The following is a 17,271-nucleotide window of genomic DNA, read 5'->3' as shown; positions in this document are numbered from 1 at the left end:
ATGCGATTAGTGCTCAGTAGAGATGCGTTTTCCGGTTTGCGTGTCGAAGAAATGCAGACGTTCAGCGGGGAATCGCAGCGAAAAGCCCGAGCCCCTGTGAACGTCGTCCCGCCGGGTCGTCATCACCCGTAGTCTCACGCCCTGCGCGGTGCCCGCGCAGAGTGTTTGTGCGCCGAGCTGCTCGATGATGTCGGCGGTAAAGGCGATATTTCCGGCGCCTTCGTCGATCTCGATGTGTTCAGGCCGAATGCCGAGCGAGATCGCGGCATTTTCCTGTGCCGTCATGCCCTTCGGCAGGTCGATCGAGAATTCACCGGCCTGAAACCGACCCTGCACGATGCTTCCCTCGACAAGGTTCATTTCCGGTGATCCGATGAAGCCCGCAACAAACAGGTTGGCCGGCCGGTCGTAGACTTCAAGCGGCGCGCCGACCTGCTGAACATGACCATCCTTCATGATCACGATCCGGTCAGCCAGGGTCATCGCCTCGACCTGATCATGGGTCACGTAGACCATCGAAGTGCCGACCTGTTTCTGCAGCCGGGCGATTTCCTCCCGCATCTTCACACGGAGCTTTGCGTCCAAATTGGAGAGCGGCTCGTCGAGGAGAAACACTTCCGGTTCGCGAACCAGCGCCCGGCCCAAAGCGACACGCTGCATCTGACCGCCGGAGAGTTGACGCGGCTTGCGGTCGAGCAGTTCATCGAGACCCAGAACGTTGGAGGCCTCGCTGACGCGCTTGTCTATCTCGGCGCGATCCATCTTGTGCATGCGCAGGCCGAAGGCGAGGTTCTCGCGGATGGTCTTGTGCGGATAGAGCGCGTAATTCTGGAACACCATCGCAATGTTGCGATCTTTCGGCTCCAGCTTCGTCACATCGCGGTCACCGATATGCAAGGTGCCGCTGGTAATCGTCTCCAGCCCCGCAATCATCCGCAGTGTCGTGGACTTGCCACAACCCGATGGGCCCAGGAATACCACCAGTTCGCCATCTTCTATGACCAGGTCTACGCCATGGACGGCAATCACCGATCCATAGGCTTTGCGCACGGCCGAAAGTGTGACTTGCGCCATGGGTTAATCCTTTTTCATCGGGGAGACGCCGCGGTTGCCTTGCAGGCGGGCGATACGGTGATGGATAGGCGACAACGCCTTCTGAATGTCGACGTAGATTGAGTGGGCCTCGGTATAGGAGGCTGCATTATCGGGATTCGGCGCAATGCGTTTGGCGACCCGAATGGCGACCTTCGCCGCTGCCGCTTCATCGGCAAAGGCACCGACGCCGACACCAGCAAGAAGCGCCGCGCCAAACGAGGCGTCGCCGTTGCCCGGCAGTTCCACATCAACACCAAGCACATCGGCAACGATCTGGCACCAGAGCGGACTTTGCGTGCCGCCACCAATCAGCCGGGCGGTGGAAAATTCCAATCCCTGAGCAGCCAGCGCTTCGCGACAATCGCGCAGCGAAAAGGCCACGCCCTCATATAGCGCGCGGACAAAATGGCCCGCGCCGTGCTGAAAACCGATCCCGACAAACTCGGCCCGCAACAGCGGATCCCAGTGCGGGCTCCGCTCGCCGTTGAGGTAGGGATGAAAGAACAATCCTTCCGACCCCACAGGAACGGAAGAAGCCAGCGCTTCCATCCGATCAAAAGCTGCTGACCCGTCTGTTTCCGGGCTCATAAAGAACGTGTCGCGAAGCCATTTGTGGGCGGAGGCGCAGGAATTTGTCGCCGCAATCACATAGAACTGGTCCGGCATGACATGCGGATAGTTGATCACCGTGTTGCTGGCATGAAGGTCAGGCGACAGCACGCTGACCGTTGCTGCGGTTGCGAGCTTGATCACACCCAACCCCGGCTCGGTCAGCCCGGCACCATAGGTTTCCACAGCCGTATCGGATGCACCGACGATGACCGGCGTTCCTTCTGCCAGTCCCGTCTCTCTCGCAGCCTGCGCGCTCACCGTTCCGGCTCTGGCGGTCGACGGTGAAATCGGTGGCAGGGTTTCCAGGTTCCAGCCAATCATGTCGCAGATTTCGGCTGACCAGCTTGATCCGTCGGCCACTGACATCAAGGTTCCGGCCGCATCGATCGGGTCGGTCTTCCAGTCGCCGGTAAATCGGCTGCGGATCCAGTCCTTGGCGAGATAGAGACGTTTGACGCGCGCGAAATTGTCAGGCTCGTTTTCCTTGAGCCAGAGCATCTGCGGAAGCGTCCAGGTCGGATTTGCGCGGTTGCCTGAAATTTCAAGAATCCGCGCATCCGCTGCGTCGCGCAAGGCTTGAGTCTGGGTTGACGCGCGCTGGTCATTCCACAGGATCGCCGGACGGATGACAGCGCCGTTCTCATCCTCGAGCACCTGGGTATGCGCGCCAGCGGAAACCGACAGCGCGGCGATCCGTGATGCCGGAACCCCGGCCTTTTCCAGGAGACGTGGCAGGGCCGTGCAAACGGCAACCCACCAGTTGTTCGGGTCCTGCTCGCTCCAGCCGCTTTGGGGCGCAGATGTTGTTACCGGCGCGGCAGCGTCGGCAATAACGGCGCCTGCCGCGTCGATCAGCGTCACCTTCAGCGATCCGGCACCCAGATCAATACCTAGAAAAAGGTCGTTGCTCACATCAACTCTCTTGGCGCGGTGTTGCAGGATTGAGTTGACCGACGACCACGGCGCCTTCCGGCAACCGCAGGCCGAGCTTGCCCGGGTTCATCAGATTGCCAGGGTCAAGCGCATCCTTGATCTGCTGCAGCATCGGCAGGGCGCCGCCAAGTTCGCGCTCGATCCAGCCATTGCGGAAGACACCTACACCATGGTGATGGGCAATTGATCCGCCATGCTCCAGCGTCAGATTTTCAATCGCCTGCCACATCTGCGCATGCAGGGGCAGCGCCTTTTCATGATCCATGGGCGGAAGCCGGATGGTCATGTACTGGCAAGCGCCTTCTGGATAGATATGCGACCAATGCGCGCCAAAGTGGACTTCCGGGCAAATTTCCCGGACCGCCTTGCCCATCGCCTCGAACATGGTCGGCAAAGCTGACCAGTTACCGGTGATCTCGATCGTGTCGTTGAAGTACCCGGCCTTCTGCCACTGTGCGGAAAACGCCACATAGCGGTTCTTGCGCCAATGCTCATAGGGCTCCTGGCCAGCTTCCACCGCACCAAAGCTACCAAATATTTCCATGGCCATCTGCTGTTCGGTGGTCACCATGGGTTCTCGGCCAGCAAAGACATAGACGGCAAGAATTGGACGCGACTGGAACTCGGGCATGTTTTCCGTGCGTTCGCGGCTTTCCTGAGCATCATAAATACGCGCCACCAATGGCCGCAGTTCTGCCTGCATGACATCGCGCGCCGCATCCAGTGCTGCCGCCTCGGTCGGGAATGCCAGCACCACGCCGCGCTCGACCTCCGGCAACTTCCACAGCCGCATTGTAATTTCGGTGATGATTCCGAGCGTCCCTTCACTGCCCACCAGGATGTCGCGGATCGACGGCCCGGTTGCGCGGCGGGCCACCGGGCGAATGTTGATTGCGGTGCCGTCCGGCAGAACGGCCTTGAGCCCGACGATCATGTCCTCGATCTTGCCGTAACGGCTGGAGGCCTGACCGCCGCCGCGGCACGCAGCCCAGCCGCCGACCGTGGAAATCTCGATCGACTGGGGCAGATGGCCGGTGGAATAGCCTTGCGCATTGAGTTCGGCCTCGAAGGCGGCACCGTTCATCCCTGCCTGAACCGTGACCATGGCGTTGCCCGAATCAACCGAGACGATCTGATCAAGCCGACGCAGATCAACGGTCACTTCTGCCGAAACCGGAATGGCACCACCAAGAACGCCCGATCCGTTACCGAACGGGATCAACTGCACGCCCAAACGCCGCGCTGTCTTGACGATCGCCTGCACTTCGTCGGCAGTGCCGGGCCGCAACACCAGGCGCGGCAAAACGCCAGCCAGTTTATCCTGTCGCTCGCAGAAATTGGCAAAAGGCAACCGGTCATGTGCATAGGGGCGCCGGCCTGCTTCATCAGAAAGCACATTCTCCGCACCGACAATGCTTGTGAACTCGGCCTGAAGAGCACTCAGTGCTGCGGGCGCCGGCGATTGGGGCTGCGAACTCGACATCAGGTTTCCTTTTTAGTGGCTACAATTTTTGGTTACGCCGCCCAAACAACTTTGAACAATCGTTTGTTCATTGCTACAGCCAGCAATCGCGACCTGTCAAGCAAAGGAAGCTGATTATTTGGAAATTCGTGCGCCGGTTCGCGGGGCGACCGTTGAATCGCGGATGATCAGTCGCCCCGGAGGCAGGGCCCGAACCGGCTCGGGATCTGCCCCGGAAAGCTTGCTGATCAACAGTTCCGCCGCCACACGCCCCATCTCTTCCGTCGGCATCATGACGGTGCTCAGGGCCGGAAACAGCATTTCGGCAAAAAGTGCATCGTGAAGCGCGATGACCGACATTTCCTGTGGCAATTGCCAGCCGGCAAGCCTCAATTCTGCCATCGCGCCTGCTGCAGAAACCAATGTGGCCGCCATGATCGCGGTGGCGTCGGTCTTCGCCAGTTCCCTGACCGACACCCGGCCGGCATCGAATGTGTAATCACCCATGGCCACCAGGAGCGGGTCAAAGGGAATGCTGGCCGCATCGAGCGCTGCCCTGTAACCGGCCAGGCGTTCCTGGGCGTTAAAACCACCGGGGCGACCGCCAAGATGGCCGATGCGGCGATGCCCGAGCGAGATCAGATGCTCCGTAGCGCGCCGCGCCGCCTCCCGGCTGTCGAGAACCACTGAAAGGGCTGTGCCCGGCAATTGACGGTTCAAAAGCACGTAGGGAACATTTGCCTCGGCCAAGTCGCTGCGCAAAACTTCATCGGCGTCGAGGCTCGCCACCAGCAAACCGTCAACCCGGTTCATCTGCGAAAGCTTGGCAATGGTCGGCCCCGCCTCGCCCGGATCACGATGGGAAATCAGCAGCGAATAGCCGTGCTGGGCGGCAACATTTTCAGCGCCGCGGATTGCCGCCGAGAACACCGGGTTATCTAGCTGCGGCACGACAATACCGAGTGTAAAGGTGCGTGACATACGCAACGCCCGGGCTGTGTAATTGGCGCGATAATTCAGCTTTTTCGCAACTTCGAGAATGCGGTCCCTGGTTTCAGCGCGAATACGTTGCTCGCTTTGGCCACGCAGAACCCGTGATACCGTCGACACATCAACTTCGGCCATGGCGGCAACTTCGGCGAGCGTGGCTTTCCTTCCCTGCTTTTTCGTCACCTGAAACTCCCCCGTCCCTGTTCTCGGCCTGTCTTACCATCATAAGCACCGAAGCTGGATAGGGGGTATTCTTTCCGACGGTCAGGTGCCACCTGGTTTTGGGCCCAATTGAGGCCGGGATTTCTGGCCTCAAATGCACTTCATGAGCGAGTTCGATCTTGTCCTGCCAATCTCGCTGCGGACCCGCCTTCTCGGTTGCCCTTGCCGCAAGCCTCCAGTTTGCCCTTAGACACTGCGGCGCACAAAAAACCCGCGCGCCGTGGCACGCGGGTCTTGATCCTTAGCGGCAGGGCGCATGGCGCTCCTTGCGCGAAATTTACTTTCCCTGCGCCTGCAGCCGGTCGAGCCGCAACTGGGCGGCACGACGGTGGCCCTCCAACCCTTCATTGGCACTTTGACGTACGGCCGGAGGCGCAACCTGCTTAACGCCTTCAGCGGTCAGCCATTGATGGGTAGCGATCTTCACATAAGTACCAACCCACAGCCCGCCGGTATAACGGCCTGCCGCCATGGTCGGCAGCGTATGGTTGGTGCCCGAGCATTTGTCGGAATAGACCACGGAGGCCAGCTCACCGATGAACAGCGACCCGTAATTGCGCAGCTTCAGCGCCAAACCCTTGGCATCAGCGGTATGGACCTGCAGATGCTCGGCCGCGATGTGATCGGAATAGGCAATCATCGCCGCTTCATCGGCACACAGTGCGATTTCGCCGTAATCCCGCCATGCCGCGCCTGCGGTCTCGGCGGTGGACAAATCGACCAGCTGCCGTTCGACTTCGGCAAGCACCGCACGCGCCAGAGGCTCATGGGTGGTGATCAGGCCGACCCGCGTGCGCACGTCATGCTCTGCCTGCGCCAGCAGGTCGGTGGCAATCATCTCCGCATCGCCGGTTTCATCGGCAAGGGTATAGATCTCCGAGGGGCCAGCCAGCTGGTCGATGCCGATCGGGCCAAAGACCTGACGCTTGGCTTCGTTGACGAAGGCATTGCCGGGGCCGACGATCTTGTCGACATTGGGCACGGTTTCAGTGCCGTAGGCCATTGCCGCGATTGCCTGCGCGCCACCGATCTTGAAGATCCGGTCGGCGCCCGACAGATGACAGCCGGCAATCATTGCCGGATGCGCGTTTGGCGGCAGGCACGCCACGACTTCACCAACACCGGCAACCTTGGCCGGGACGATGGTCATCACCGGTGCCGACAACAGCGGATAGCGCCCGCCGGGCACATAGCAGCCGACCCGGTCGATCGGGATCACACGATGGCCCATATGCACGCCCGCCAGCAGTTCGACCTCCAGCGGTTTCATCGTCCCAAGCTGCGCCTCGGCAAAGGCGCGAACATTGGCGATCGCAAATTCGGTATCGGCGCGGCTCTGCGGTTCAAGCGCGGCAAGGGCTGCCTCACGCTCGGCCTGGGTGACCTCGAACGCGTCCAGATCAGCCTTGTCGAACTTGCGCGAGTATTCCCGTACCGCTGCATCGCCCTTGGTGCGCACGGCGGCCAGAATTTCGGCCACCAGTGTTTCGACCGGGGCGTTGTCAGACACGGCGCTGCGCGTCGGGTGCTTGACGAAAGAGATGCCTGGAAACTCAGTCTGTACTGTCATTATATCAGTCCATGTTGTTGGGAATACGGGAATTCCGCCACGATCAGCTGCCGAAAAAACCCATTACGGTGCGCGGAAGCGTTGTGGTCAGGAAGGGTACATATGTCAGGATCAGCAGCACGACGATTTCCATCAGGATGAAGGGTCGCACCTCTCGGATCAGATCCTCCAGCCGGACCTTGCCGACCGCCGCGCCAAGGAACAGACCCGAGCCTACCGGCGGCGTGTTCAGCCCGATCAGCAGATTGACGCAGAACACAACGCCGAACTGGACCGGATCCACCCCATAGCTCTGGGCGATCCCGGCAAAGATCGGCCCAAAGATGATGATCGCCGGGAACAGGTCCAGCACCAGACCGATCATCAACAGCGAGATATTCATCAACATCAGGAAGACGTATTTGTTGTCGGTGACAGCCTGGAAAGAATTGGCGATCATCGTCGGCACGCCCTGCGTCGCCAGGATGTAGCTCAGCACCGAACTGGTCGCCAGAAGCAGGAACATGATGGAGCTGGTCTTGGCGGTGCTGAAGAAAACGTCGGGCAGCTCGCGAAATTTCAGCGTGCGCGTCACCACCATGCAGATCACGAGCGCATAGATCGAGGCCACGGCGGCGGCTTCGGTAGCGGTGAAATCACCGCTGAGCACTCCGACCACGATCAGTACCGGCATCACCAGCACCAGCAGACTGCGGCGCACCGTGGTCAGGACGAACCCGACCGAATAACGCTCTGTCCGCTTTTCATAGTTCCGGGCCAGCGAAATCCGGTAGTTCATTACCATCAGGGCAATGGCCACGAGCACGCCGGGAATGATCCCTGCGAGAAACAGCTCGCCAACCGAAACACCACCTACCGCCATCGCGTAGATCACGAAAGTCAGGCTCGGTGGGATGATCGGACCGATCACCGAAGAGGCAATCGTCACCGCGGTCGCGTAAGCGCGGCTGTAGCCTTTTTCCGCCATGGTCGGGATCAGCACCGAACCGAGCGCAGTGGTATCCGCCGAGGCCGAGCCGGTTATGCCGGCAAAGAAGACGCTGGCGGCGATATTGGTGTGGCCCATGCCGCCGCGGATGCGGCCGACGATGACATCGGCAAAATCGGTCAGGGCGCCGGTCATCCGCCCCTTCAGCATGATCTCGCCGGTCAACACGAACATCGGCACTGCGACCAGTACGAAGGAGTCCACCCCGATATACATGAAATGCGACAGCAGGGTCAGGCTTTGACCGCTGATCAGCAGTGCGACAAGACACGCGGAGCCAATCACGAAGGCAATCGGCATTCCCAGAACGGTGAGAACCACGAAGGTTACGGCAAGTGCTAGAATGGTCATCCCGGGTTCCGCCACTGCTCAAAGGATTCAAGGATGATCCGGATCGAGACGACAATATAAAGTGCGCAAGCGACCGGGATAGCCAAGTTGGGAACGGCCCGGCTGATGCCAAGCGCTCCGGTACGCAGCCGCGCCACGGAGCCGAGCTTGTCAATCGAGCCATAGATGACGGCTGCCGCAAACAAAATGATCAGAAGATGCATCGCTGCAACCATCATGGCGCCCGTTTTCGGGCCGAGGCGCTCGACAAAATAGGTGATCCCGACGTGGCCACGTTCATTGAGTACATAGGCGGCGGCTAGGAGCAGCCCCCAGATCATGAGGATCACGCTCAGTTCTTCGGGCCATGGCAGCGCGCCAATGGTGCCGCGCGCGACAACCTGAAGACAGATCGCCAGCATGATGCCTGCCATTGAGAGGCCTATGGCAAAGCGCAGGGCTGTATCAAAAATGGCAAATGCAGACCGCATCCAGGTCTCCTGTCGTGTCTCTTGAGAATGGCGAAGCCGGCACTGGGCCGGCTCCGTCAAGACTAACCCACACATCCAGCAGGATGCGCAAGGAACGCTGCAACAGCTTGAATGAATGCATGTGCGTTGTCGTTCAGATCAAACGATCTGAACGCACCATGCATTGGCTCAGCGGTTCAGTCGAGCTTCGATCGCCTTGACCTCGGCAAAGACCTTTTCAACCAGCGCCGGATCGACCTGTTCCTTCAGCCACGGCAGAACACTTTCCTGCGCTGCTTCACGCAGCCGTTCGCGCTCGACATCGGAAATCGGACGGATATCGACGCCGTTCTCTTCCAGAGTCTGCAGACCCTCGACACGGTTGCGGTAGGCTGCAACACCGAACTCGGTCGCCGCGCCGATCTGTGCGCCGCGCTTCAGGGTGGCGCGCTGCTGGTCGTCGAGTCCCTGCCAGAATGCCTCGTTGACAAGGTAGAAATTGACAACGCCGAAGCTGTTATCCAGCGTTACATTCTTGGCAACCTCATAATATTTCTGGTCGACCATGATGCCGATCGTATGTCCGAGCCCGTTGATCACGCCGGTCTGAATCGAGGTGTAGATTTCACCCCAGGATACCGGGGTCGCCGATGCGCCCAGGCCTTCCCAGGCACGGATCGTCATCTCGCTGCTTGGCAAGGTGCGCAGCTTGAGACCGGCAAGGTCTTCCAGACTTTCCACCGGACGGGTCTTGTTGATGAAATTGTAAAAGCCGTAGGGTGACGCGGCCAGAGCCCGAACTCCCAGATCAGCTGCCATTGCCTCGTTTATCTCGGCGAAAGTTTCGCTGGCGAAGAATTCCTTCATCACCACTTCGTCGGCAAACAGATAGGGCGTGAACCAGGTCATCATCGGAGCATAGGCACCTGTCAGGGTCTCGTCGCCCTGCACCATCTTGTTGATGCCGATCATCGCGCCCTCGAGCAGCTTTTCGGTGTCGCCCAACTGGCCGGAGTGCAGCAGTTCGACATCAATATCGCCACCACTGGCGGCCTCGACATACTGCTCGAACGCTTGCCAGCCCAAAGAGTTGGCTCCGGTCGGGGATTCGATCGTCCCGATCTGGAGAGAAATCTCGGCGGCGTTGGCTGCTGCCGGCACGAGCGAAAGCCCGGCGACGCCCATTGCCAAAAGCGTGCGGCGTACGGTTTGTTTCTGTCTGACGATCATCCTCGCCTCCCATTACGTGATTGAAACAGATCAAGGAGGAACCATTAGGCAGTGCTGTAAAACATGCACCTACCTCCTCTTCCGTTCATTGTATATTTTGATCAGAGAGGGGAAGGAACCCTCTGCCTCCTTGGTGGTGCATATACTTTACAGCAGATGGCTATCAGTGATAGCGCTACCCTCACAATACGCGTCTTCTGGATAGTATAATGGCCAAAATCGGAACCAATTTGAAGGCCCTTCGGCTGCGGCGCCACCTGAGCATGCGCGACCTCGCTCAGCGCTCGGGCATCTCGCACACCACGATCTCGCTGATCGAGCGAGATCGCATCAGCCCCACCGTTGATACACTGCAAGCGGTGCTTGATGCGCTCGGCAGCCGCTTGTCGGAATTTCTCGGCGGCTTGACCGAAGGCAGCGGCAGCCCGTTCTATCCCGCCGATGACACACCCGAAATTGGCAACCCCGAGACGATTTCCTATCGTCTGATCGGGCTTAATCATCCCTATCGCGCCTTCCAGTTCCTCAGAGAAACCTATGCGGTCGGAGCCGATAGCGGCGAACTCCTGTCACATGTCGCTCAGGAGGCGGGCTGCGTTGTCTCGGGCGCGATCGAGCTGACGGTGGGAAACCAGTGCCGGGTCCTGCACAAGGGCGACGGCTACTATTTTGACAGTCGCGAATTACATCGCTTCCGCAATGTCGGCAAGACTACCGCCGAGGTCATCAGCGCGATTTCTCCGCCGTCTTATTGATCGGCCAATTCAGCAGCTGTTCTCGCAACCGAAGACTGCTGCAACACGGCGACCTGCCAGCAGATCCATGCGCCGTACGCCGACTGGATAACGGTTCAGCCTTTTATCGATCCGAGCAAGTTGGAAAATTTCCGCAACACTTATGCAAAGCCGGCACACGCCGGCGCTTTGTTGTCCGACGTCCAGATTTCCGGGCTTCACATCGCTGCCGGGCGCTTCAAAAATTGAGGCGCATATTTTTCCAGTATGGGTTTGCGAAAATGCCGCAGCACCCTGAGCAGAAAAGGCGCGAGGCGAGAGATCACCGGCACCGTTGGGGGATTGCATCTGCCCCGATTACACCACATCCTGAGGCTGCAGGCGCATTGTTTTTGGATAGGAGCTGAAACCAACAGACCAGGCGTTGTTCAAAGCCGGCTCAGGTTTCACTTATTTTCGTTTGACATTCGGTTAAGGTTCCTTTTATCCTCAATCAAATAGGGAGTGCAGGGAGTAAGCTCACCTGCGGCGAGCACCGGTAGCGACCTTGATGGCGCGATCGATCCGCACCTGGGAGGCAAGGCTTGGGAGGGCTTCTTCTATATGCTGGAATTGGACAAAGTCTCCAAGGTTTCCAACGGGGAAGCACACATCACCGATGTGTCGCTGCGGCTCGATAGCGGTACGCTGAACGTGCTCCTGGGACCTACCTTGTCGGGCAAGACCAGCCTGATGCGGATCATGGCGGGCCTCGACCGTCCGACGCGCGGACGGGTTTTGAGCGATGGCCAGGATGTGACCGGCCTGGCTGTGCAAAAGCGCAATGTCGCGATGGTCTACCAGCAATTCATCAATTACCCGGCCATGACGGTGTATGAGAACATCGCCTCGCCGCTCAGGATCTCCGGCGCCGACAAGGCAACGATCGAGCGCGAAGTCGACCGCGCCGCCGAGTTGTTGCGGCTCGGGCCATACCTGCAACGCACACCGCTCAACCTGTCGGGCGGACAGCAGCAGCGCACGGCGCTGGCACGCGCCATCGTCAAAAAGGCCGGACTGGTGCTGCTCGACGAGCCGCTCGCCAATCTCGATTACAAATTGCGCGAGGAATTGCGCGCCGAACTGCCGAAGATCTTTTCGGAATCGGGCGCCATTTTCGTTTATGCCACGACCGAGCCGTCCGAGGCGCTGCTTTTGGGCGGCAACACGGCAACGCTCAGCGAAGGCCGGATCACCCAGGTCGGCTCCACGGTCGAGGTGTTCCGCAACCCCGTCGATATGGTGACCGCGCAAACTTTTTCCGATCCGCCGATGAACCTTCTGCCGATGGAGAAAAGGCAGGGCAAGTTCGTCAAACAGGGCATGCGCGATATCCCTGTTCCTGCGGCGCTTTCTCACCTTGCCGACGGCCCCTGCACTTTGGGCTTCCGCCCGCACAATCTGTCACTTACGGCCGAAGCCGGCACGACGCCGCTTTCGGCCGAGGTGCGGGTTACCGAAATCACCGGGTCGGAAAGCTATATCCATCTCATTCACGAAGGCAGGCGATGGGTGATGCTGGTCAAGGGCATTCACGACATTGAAGCCGGCACGATGCTGGAAATGCACCTCGACACGCGATACCTGCTGGTATTCGATCGCGACGGACGCACGGTTCGCGCCCAACCAGCGGGGGCATGAGGAAAAACCATGGCTCGCATCGACCTCGACCATATCCGCCATGCCTACATGGCAAATCCGTCCAGCGACGCGGACTATGCCCTGCGTGAGGTGCATCACTCCTGGGATGATGGCGGGGCCTACGCTTTGCTCGGGCCCTCGGGCTGCGGCAAGACCACGCTGCTCAACATCATTTCGGGGCTGCTGACACCGTCCGAAGGCAAGATCCTGTTTGATGGCAAGGACGTGACCGGGCTGCAGCCGGAAGAACGCAACATCGCCCAGGTGTTCCAGTTCCCTGTCGTCTACGACACCATGAGTGTGGCCGACAATCTGGCCTTTCCGCTCAGGAATCGCGGCATGGCCGAAGCCGATGTCCAGGCCCGCGTGGCTGAAGTACTGGAGATGATCGATCTCGTCGACATCGCCAATCGCAAGGCCCGCGGCCTGACGGCGGATCTCAAACAGAAGATCTCGCTTGGTCGCGGCCTGGTGCGCGCCGATGTCAACGCCATCCTGTTTGACGAGCCGCTGACGGTGATCGATCCGCATATGAAATGGCAATTGCGCTCGCAGCTCAAGCTTTTGCATCGCCGCTTCGGCCACACCATGGTCTATGTAACCCACGACCAGACCGAGGCTCTGACCTTCGCCGACAAGGTTGTGGTGATGTATGGCGGCGAGATCGTCCAGATCGGCACGCCGCAGGAATTGTTCGAACGCCCGAGCCACACCTTTGTCGGCTACTTCATCGGCTCGCCGGGCATGAATGTGCTGCCGGTCGCACTCGATGGCGCGCGGGCCCAACTGGGCGAGCAATCAATTGTGCTGCCGGGGGCTGCAAGCCGGACAGACGGCAAGCGCACCGAGCTCGGCATCCGGCCCGAATATATACGCCTCGGCGCCAGTGGCATGCCCGTCAGCGTCCGCGCGATCGAGGACATCGGGCGGCACAAGATCGTCCGCGCCATGATCGAGGGCCATGAACTGGCCATCGTGCTTGACGAGGATTCGTCCGTGCCCGCCGATCCGCACGTCACCTTCGATCCCACTGGTATCAACATTTACGCCGACGACTGGCGCGTAAAGCTGGGAGGCTGAGATGGATAAGCCCTGGAACAACAAGGCCTGGTTCATGGTGCTGCCGATGCTCTTGCTGGTGGCATTCTCGGCCGTGATCCCGCTGATGACGGTGGTCAATTATTCAGTGCAGGACACGTTCGGCAACAACCAGTTCTTCTGGGCCGGAACCTCCTGGTTTTCCGATGTGCTTTCATCGGACCGCTTTCATGACGCGCTTTTGCGCAACCTGCTGTTTTCGGGCATCATCTTGTTGATCGAGGTGCCGCTCGGCATTTTCATTGCGCTCAACATGCCGCGCAAGGGGCTGGGTGTGCCGTTCTGCCTGGTTTTCATGTCGCTGCCGCTGCTGATTCCGTGGAACGTGGTCGGCACCATCTGGCAGGTGTTCGGACGCATCGACATCGGCCTGCTCGGTTACACGCTCAACGCGATGGGCTTTGACTACAATTACGTCAACGACCCGTTCGACGCCTGGGTGACTGTCATCACCATGGATGTCTGGCACTGGACCAGCCTGGTGGTGCTGTTGTGCTATGCCGGTCTGGTGTCGATCCCCGACGCCTATTACCAGGCCGCCAAGATCGACGGCGCCTCGCGCTGGTCGGTGTTCCGCTATATCCAGTTGCCGAAGATGAACCGGGTGCTGCTGATCGCCGTGCTGCTGAGATTCATGGACTCATTCATGATCTACACCGAGCCGTTTGTCGTTACCGGCGGCGGCCCCGGCAACTCCACCACCTTCCTGTCGATCGATCTGGTCAAGACCGCGATCGGTCAGTTCGACATCGGGCCGGCGGCGGCGATGTCGCTGATCTATTTCCTCATCATCCTGCTGTTGTCATGGGTTTTCTACACCGTGATGATTACCAACGATGCCAAGGGCTGAGGGAAAGCGAACCATGAGCCATACCGCAAACACCGCCCCCGCCTCATTGACAACCGACGACGCCACGGCTGCAATGGCGCGCCGGACACGGCGCTCCAACGCGATCGCGCGCTTCTCCTTCCTGGTCCCGGTGATCTACATCTTCCTTTTGATGTTGCCGATCTACTGGCTCATGAACATGAGCTTCAAGACCAACACCGAGATCCTCGGCGCATTCTCGCTGTGGCCGCGTGATCCGACTATTGCCAATTACACCGTCATCTTCACCGATCCGGCCTGGTACAATGGCTACATCAACTCGATCATCTATGTGGTGATGAACATGGTGATCTCGGTGGCGGTGGCGCTGCCGGCAGCCTATGCGTTTTCGCGCTACAGGTTCCTGGGCGACAAGCACCTGTTCTTCTGGCTCTTGACCAACCGGATGGCGCCGCCAGCGGTGTTCGCGCTGCCGTTCTTCCAGCTCTACTCCGCCTTCGGGTTGATCGATACGCATATAGCCGTGGCGATTGCCCACTGCCTGTTCAACGTGCCGCTTGCAGTCTGGATTCTTGAAGGCTTCATGTCGGGCGTACCCAAGGAAATCGACGAAACCGCCTATATCGACGGCTACTCGTTCCCGAAATTCTTCGTCAAGATTTTCATGCCGCTGATTGCGAGCGGGATCGGCGTGGCCGCGTTCTTCTGCTTCATGTTCTCATGGGTCGAATTGCTGATCGCCCGTACGCTGACTGTCACCGACGCCAAGCCGATCGCCGCCACCATGACCCGCACGGTCTCGGCTTCGGGGATGGACTGGGGCGTGCTGGCCGCAGCCGGTGTGCTGACCATCATCCCCGGCGCGCTGGTGATCTGGTTTGTCCGCAACTACATCGCCAAGGGCTTTGCCCTGGGCCGGGTCTGAGGAGGCTACGCTATGGATCTTTCCTGGATGGCCTGGACCGGGCCAACGGCAACCTTCTTCATCGTCATCTTCATGCTGCTCGTCGGCATGGGCGTGTGGGAGCATTATGTACCCGGCGGTTCGCCGCGAGTTGGAATCCTGCGCTTTGAAACCACGCGCGGTGACCGTCTGTTCGTCTCGCTGTTGGGTTCGGCGTTCATCAATCTTGCCTGGCTCGGACTGGTTGGTCCGAACCTCTGGTGGGCTCTTGCCCTTTCCGTGGTCTACGCCATCGGCGTGTTCCGCTGGGTCTAGGGTTTGAATACCGGAAGCGGCAATACCGCCGTTTCCGTTTTCGCAAGTCGGGAGGAAACTGCAATGCGGAAACATCTTCTACTTTCAACAGTGGCTATGGCGCTGGTGTTCAGCGCAGGTGCCGCGCAAGCGGGCATGGACGAGGCCAAGAGCTTCCTCGATGCAGAGATCGGCGATCTGTCGACGCTCTCACGCGCTGACCAGGAAAAGGAAATGCAGTGGTTTGTCGATGCCGCAAAGCCTTTTGCCGGCATGGAAATCAAGGTCGCCTCCGAAACGCTGACCACGCATGAATATGAATCAAAGACGCTGGCAGCCGCATTTACCGCGATCACCGGCATCAAGGTCACGCATGACCTCATCGGCGAAGGCGATGTAGTGGAGAAACTGCAGACCCAGATGCAGACCGGCGAAAATATCTACGACGCCTATGTCAATGACTCCGACCTGATCGGCACCCACTGGCGCTATCAGCAGGCTCGCAGCCTGACCAAGTGGATGGCCAATGAGGGCAAGGATGTCACCAATCCGATGCTCGATCTTGACGATTTCATCGGGCTGAGCTTCACCACTGCGCCGGACGGCGATCTCTACCAGCTGCCCGACCAGCAGTTCGCCAACCTCTACTGGTTCCGGTATGACTGGTTCAACGACGAGAAGAACAAGTCAGACTTCAAGGCCAAGTACGGCTACGACCTCGGCGTGCCGGTGAACTGGTCGGCTTATGAGGACATTGCCGAATTCTTCACCGGCCGCGAAATCGATGGCAAGAAAGTCTATGGCCACATGGACTACGGCAAGAAGGACCCGTCACTCGGCTGGCGCTTCACCGATGCCTGGCTGTCGATGGCCGGCAATGGCGACAAGGGCCTGCCAAACGGCTTACCGGTTGACGAATGGGGGATCAAGGTTGACGAGAACTCCCGTCCGGTAGGTTCTTGCGTTGCACGTGGTGGTGACACCAACGGCCCCGCAGCTGTCTACTCGATCCAGAAATATCTCGACTGGATCAAGGCCTATGCGCCAGCAGCGGCGGAAGGCATGACCTTCTCTGAATCGGGTCCGGTTCCGGCCCAGGGCGAGATTGCCCAGCAGATGTTCATGTACACCGCCTTCACCGCTGACATGGTCAAGGAAGGCCTTCCTGTGGTCAACGAGGACGGCACGCCGAAATGGCGCTTCGCTCCGAGCCCGCATGGCGTCTACTGGAAGGACGGCATGAAGCTCGGCTATCAGGACGTGGGATCCTGGACGCTGATGAAGTCCACCCCCGACGATCGCGCCAAGGCCGCATGGCTCTACGCGCAGTTCGTGACGTCAAAGACGGTCGACGTGAAGAAAAGCCATGTCGGTCTGACACTGACGCGCGAATCGACCATCCAGGACAAGAGCTTCACCGAACGTGCTCCGAAGCTCGGCGGTCTGATCGAGTTCTATCGCTCGCCGGCCCGCGTACAATGGTCGCCGACCGGCACCAACGTTCCTGACTATCCGAAGCTGGCTCAGCTCTGGTGGCAGGCAATCGGTGACGCTTCTTCGGGTGCCAAGACTGCCCAGGCAGCCATGGATTCGCTATGCGAAGAGCAGGAAAAGGTGATGGCCCGCATCGAACGCTCCGGCGTTCAGGGCGACATCGGTCCGAAGCTCGCCGAAGAGCATGATCTTGAATACTGGAATGCGGATGCCGTCTCGAAGGGCAACCTCGCTCCGCAGCTCAAGATCGAAAACGAAAAAGAACAGCCGTTGACCGTCAACTACGACGAACTGGTCAAGAGCTGGCAGTAAGTCTGGTCGGCTGAAGCCGAACCG

Annotated in this window: 16 protein-coding genes; 7 read left to right on the top strand and 9 right to left on the bottom strand. The window is 59.5% G+C overall.

Annotated features, from left to right (window positions below; genetic code table 11):
- Nucleotides 1-6: 6 nt before the first annotated feature.
- The 8 genes from ACK6D9_RS07870 to ACK6D9_RS07835 all read right to left on the bottom strand — a co-directional run bounded on the left by ACK6D9_RS07870 (nucleotide 7) and on the right by ACK6D9_RS07835 (nucleotide 9,902).
- Nucleotides 7-1,074 carry an ABC transporter ATP-binding protein gene (locus ACK6D9_RS07870; protein WP_412051249.1) on the bottom strand — a complete coding sequence of 356 codons (1,068 nt, stop codon included), beginning with the start codon at nucleotides 1,072-1,074 and terminating at the stop codon, nucleotides 7-9.
- Between the two features lie 3 nt (nucleotides 1,075-1,077).
- The gene (gene xylB, locus ACK6D9_RS07865; RefSeq protein ID WP_412051248.1) at nucleotides 1,078-2,619 is read right to left on the bottom strand and encodes a xylulokinase; all 1,542 of its coding nucleotides are present in this window, start codon (nucleotides 2,617-2,619) and stop codon (nucleotides 1,078-1,080) included.
- A gap of 1 nt (nucleotide 2,620) precedes the next feature.
- Nucleotides 2,621-4,123, bottom strand: a complete 1,503-nt coding sequence (locus tag ACK6D9_RS07860; protein WP_412051247.1) for an FAD-binding oxidoreductase — start codon at nucleotides 4,121-4,123, stop codon at nucleotides 2,621-2,623.
- Between the two features lie 114 nt (nucleotides 4,124-4,237).
- Nucleotides 4,238-5,275 carry a LacI family DNA-binding transcriptional regulator gene (locus ACK6D9_RS07855; protein WP_412051246.1) on the bottom strand — a complete coding sequence of 346 codons (1,038 nt, stop codon included), beginning with the start codon at nucleotides 5,273-5,275 and terminating at the stop codon, nucleotides 4,238-4,240.
- A gap of 316 nt (nucleotides 5,276-5,591) precedes the next feature.
- Complete coding sequence (hisD, locus tag ACK6D9_RS07850; RefSeq protein ID WP_412051245.1) at nucleotides 5,592-6,884, bottom strand: histidinol dehydrogenase; 1,293 nt, start codon at nucleotides 6,882-6,884, stop codon at nucleotides 5,592-5,594.
- 43 nt (nucleotides 6,885-6,927) lie between these two features.
- Complete coding sequence (locus ACK6D9_RS07845; protein ID WP_412051244.1) at nucleotides 6,928-8,223, bottom strand: TRAP transporter large permease; 1,296 nt, start codon at nucleotides 8,221-8,223, stop codon at nucleotides 6,928-6,930.
- Nucleotides 8,220-8,693, bottom strand: a complete 474-nt coding sequence (locus tag ACK6D9_RS07840; protein ID WP_412051243.1) for a TRAP transporter small permease — start codon at nucleotides 8,691-8,693, stop codon at nucleotides 8,220-8,222. The genes ACK6D9_RS07845 and ACK6D9_RS07840 overlap by 4 nt, the downstream gene beginning before the upstream one ends.
- 168 nt (nucleotides 8,694-8,861) lie before the next feature.
- On the bottom strand, nucleotides 8,862-9,902 hold the full coding sequence (locus ACK6D9_RS07835; protein WP_267655544.1) for a TRAP transporter substrate-binding protein: 1,041 nt from the start codon (nucleotides 9,900-9,902) through the stop codon (nucleotides 8,862-8,864).
- Nucleotides 9,903-10,111: 209 nt separating this feature from the next.
- Between ACK6D9_RS07835 and ACK6D9_RS07830 the strand changes: the two genes are divergently transcribed.
- A complete protein-coding gene (locus ACK6D9_RS07830; RefSeq protein WP_267655543.1) occupies nucleotides 10,112-10,657 on the top strand; it encodes a helix-turn-helix domain-containing protein in 546 nt (181 codons plus the stop codon).
- A 9-nt stretch (nucleotides 10,658-10,666) separates the two neighbouring features.
- Here ACK6D9_RS07830 and ACK6D9_RS07825 read toward each other — a convergent pair whose 3' ends face one another.
- A complete protein-coding gene (locus tag ACK6D9_RS07825) occupies nucleotides 10,667-10,984 on the bottom strand; it encodes a hypothetical protein (protein ID WP_412051242.1) in 318 nt (105 codons plus the stop codon).
- A gap of 255 nt (nucleotides 10,985-11,239) precedes the next feature.
- Between ACK6D9_RS07825 and ACK6D9_RS07820 the strand changes: the two genes are divergently transcribed.
- The 6 genes from ACK6D9_RS07820 to ACK6D9_RS07795 all read left to right on the top strand — a co-directional run bounded on the left by ACK6D9_RS07820 (nucleotide 11,240) and on the right by ACK6D9_RS07795 (nucleotide 17,247).
- Complete coding sequence (locus ACK6D9_RS07820) at nucleotides 11,240-12,316, top strand: ABC transporter ATP-binding protein (protein ID WP_412051762.1); 1,077 nt, start codon at nucleotides 11,240-11,242, stop codon at nucleotides 12,314-12,316.
- Between the two features lie 9 nt (nucleotides 12,317-12,325).
- Entirely contained in the window at nucleotides 12,326-13,396 is a 1,071-nt protein-coding gene (locus ACK6D9_RS07815) for an ABC transporter ATP-binding protein (RefSeq protein ID WP_412051241.1), read from the top strand.
- 1 nt (nucleotide 13,397) lies between these two features.
- A complete protein-coding gene (locus ACK6D9_RS07810; protein WP_412051240.1) occupies nucleotides 13,398-14,264 on the top strand; it encodes a carbohydrate ABC transporter permease in 867 nt (288 codons plus the stop codon).
- A 73-nt stretch (nucleotides 14,265-14,337) separates the two neighbouring features.
- Nucleotides 14,338-15,168: a carbohydrate ABC transporter permease gene (locus ACK6D9_RS07805; protein WP_412051761.1), complete on the top strand. Its 831-nt coding sequence runs from the start codon at nucleotides 14,338-14,340 to the stop codon at nucleotides 15,166-15,168.
- A gap of 12 nt (nucleotides 15,169-15,180) precedes the next feature.
- Complete coding sequence (locus ACK6D9_RS07800) at nucleotides 15,181-15,462, top strand: DUF2160 domain-containing protein (RefSeq protein WP_267655540.1); 282 nt, start codon at nucleotides 15,181-15,183, stop codon at nucleotides 15,460-15,462.
- A gap of 63 nt (nucleotides 15,463-15,525) precedes the next feature.
- Nucleotides 15,526-17,247: an ABC transporter substrate-binding protein gene (locus tag ACK6D9_RS07795; RefSeq protein WP_412051239.1), complete on the top strand. Its 1,722-nt coding sequence runs from the start codon at nucleotides 15,526-15,528 to the stop codon at nucleotides 17,245-17,247.
- Nucleotides 17,248-17,271: the final 24 nt, after the last annotated feature.

It is taken from the genome of Hoeflea sp. Naph1, assembly GCF_046837775.1.
In the GTDB taxonomy this organism is placed as follows: domain Bacteria; phylum Pseudomonadota; class Alphaproteobacteria; order Rhizobiales; family Rhizobiaceae; genus Hoeflea.
The sequence above is the reverse complement of the archived record's forward strand: the minus strand, read 5'-3'. Positions and strand labels throughout refer to the sequence as shown.

Excerpts from the sequence above, each read along its gene's own strand:
- ACK6D9_RS07870 (WP_412051249.1), bottom strand. The coding sequence starts at position 1,074 with ATGGCGCAAGTCACACTTTCGGCCGTGCGCAAAGCCTATGGATCGGTG.
- ACK6D9_RS07860 (WP_412051247.1), bottom strand. The coding sequence starts at position 4,123 with ATGTCGAGTTCGCAGCCCCAATCGCCGGCGCCCGCAGCACTGAGTGCT.
- hisD (WP_412051245.1), bottom strand. The coding sequence starts at position 6,884 with ATGACAGTACAGACTGAGTTTCCAGGCATCTCTTTCGTCAAGCACCCG.
- ACK6D9_RS07845 (WP_412051244.1), bottom strand. The coding sequence starts at position 8,223 with ATGACCATTCTAGCACTTGCCGTAACCTTCGTGGTTCTCACCGTTCTG.
- ACK6D9_RS07840 (WP_412051243.1), bottom strand. The coding sequence starts at position 8,693 with ATGCGGTCTGCATTTGCCATTTTTGATACAGCCCTGCGCTTTGCCATA.
- ACK6D9_RS07835 (WP_267655544.1), bottom strand. The coding sequence starts at position 9,902 with ATGATCGTCAGACAGAAACAAACCGTACGCCGCACGCTTTTGGCAATG.
- ACK6D9_RS07830 (WP_267655543.1), top strand. The coding sequence starts at position 10,112 with ATGGCCAAAATCGGAACCAATTTGAAGGCCCTTCGGCTGCGGCGCCAC.
- ACK6D9_RS07825 (WP_412051242.1), bottom strand. The coding sequence starts at position 10,984 with ATGCAATCCCCCAACGGTGCCGGTGATCTCTCGCCTCGCGCCTTTTCT.
- ACK6D9_RS07820 (WP_412051762.1), top strand. The coding sequence starts at position 11,240 with ATGCTGGAATTGGACAAAGTCTCCAAGGTTTCCAACGGGGAAGCACAC.
- ACK6D9_RS07815 (WP_412051241.1), top strand. The coding sequence starts at position 12,326 with ATGGCTCGCATCGACCTCGACCATATCCGCCATGCCTACATGGCAAAT.
- ACK6D9_RS07810 (WP_412051240.1), top strand. The coding sequence starts at position 13,398 with ATGGATAAGCCCTGGAACAACAAGGCCTGGTTCATGGTGCTGCCGATG.
- ACK6D9_RS07805 (WP_412051761.1), top strand. The coding sequence starts at position 14,338 with ATGGCGCGCCGGACACGGCGCTCCAACGCGATCGCGCGCTTCTCCTTC.
- ACK6D9_RS07800 (WP_267655540.1), top strand. The coding sequence starts at position 15,181 with ATGGATCTTTCCTGGATGGCCTGGACCGGGCCAACGGCAACCTTCTTC.
- ACK6D9_RS07795 (WP_412051239.1), top strand. The coding sequence starts at position 15,526 with ATGCGGAAACATCTTCTACTTTCAACAGTGGCTATGGCGCTGGTGTTC.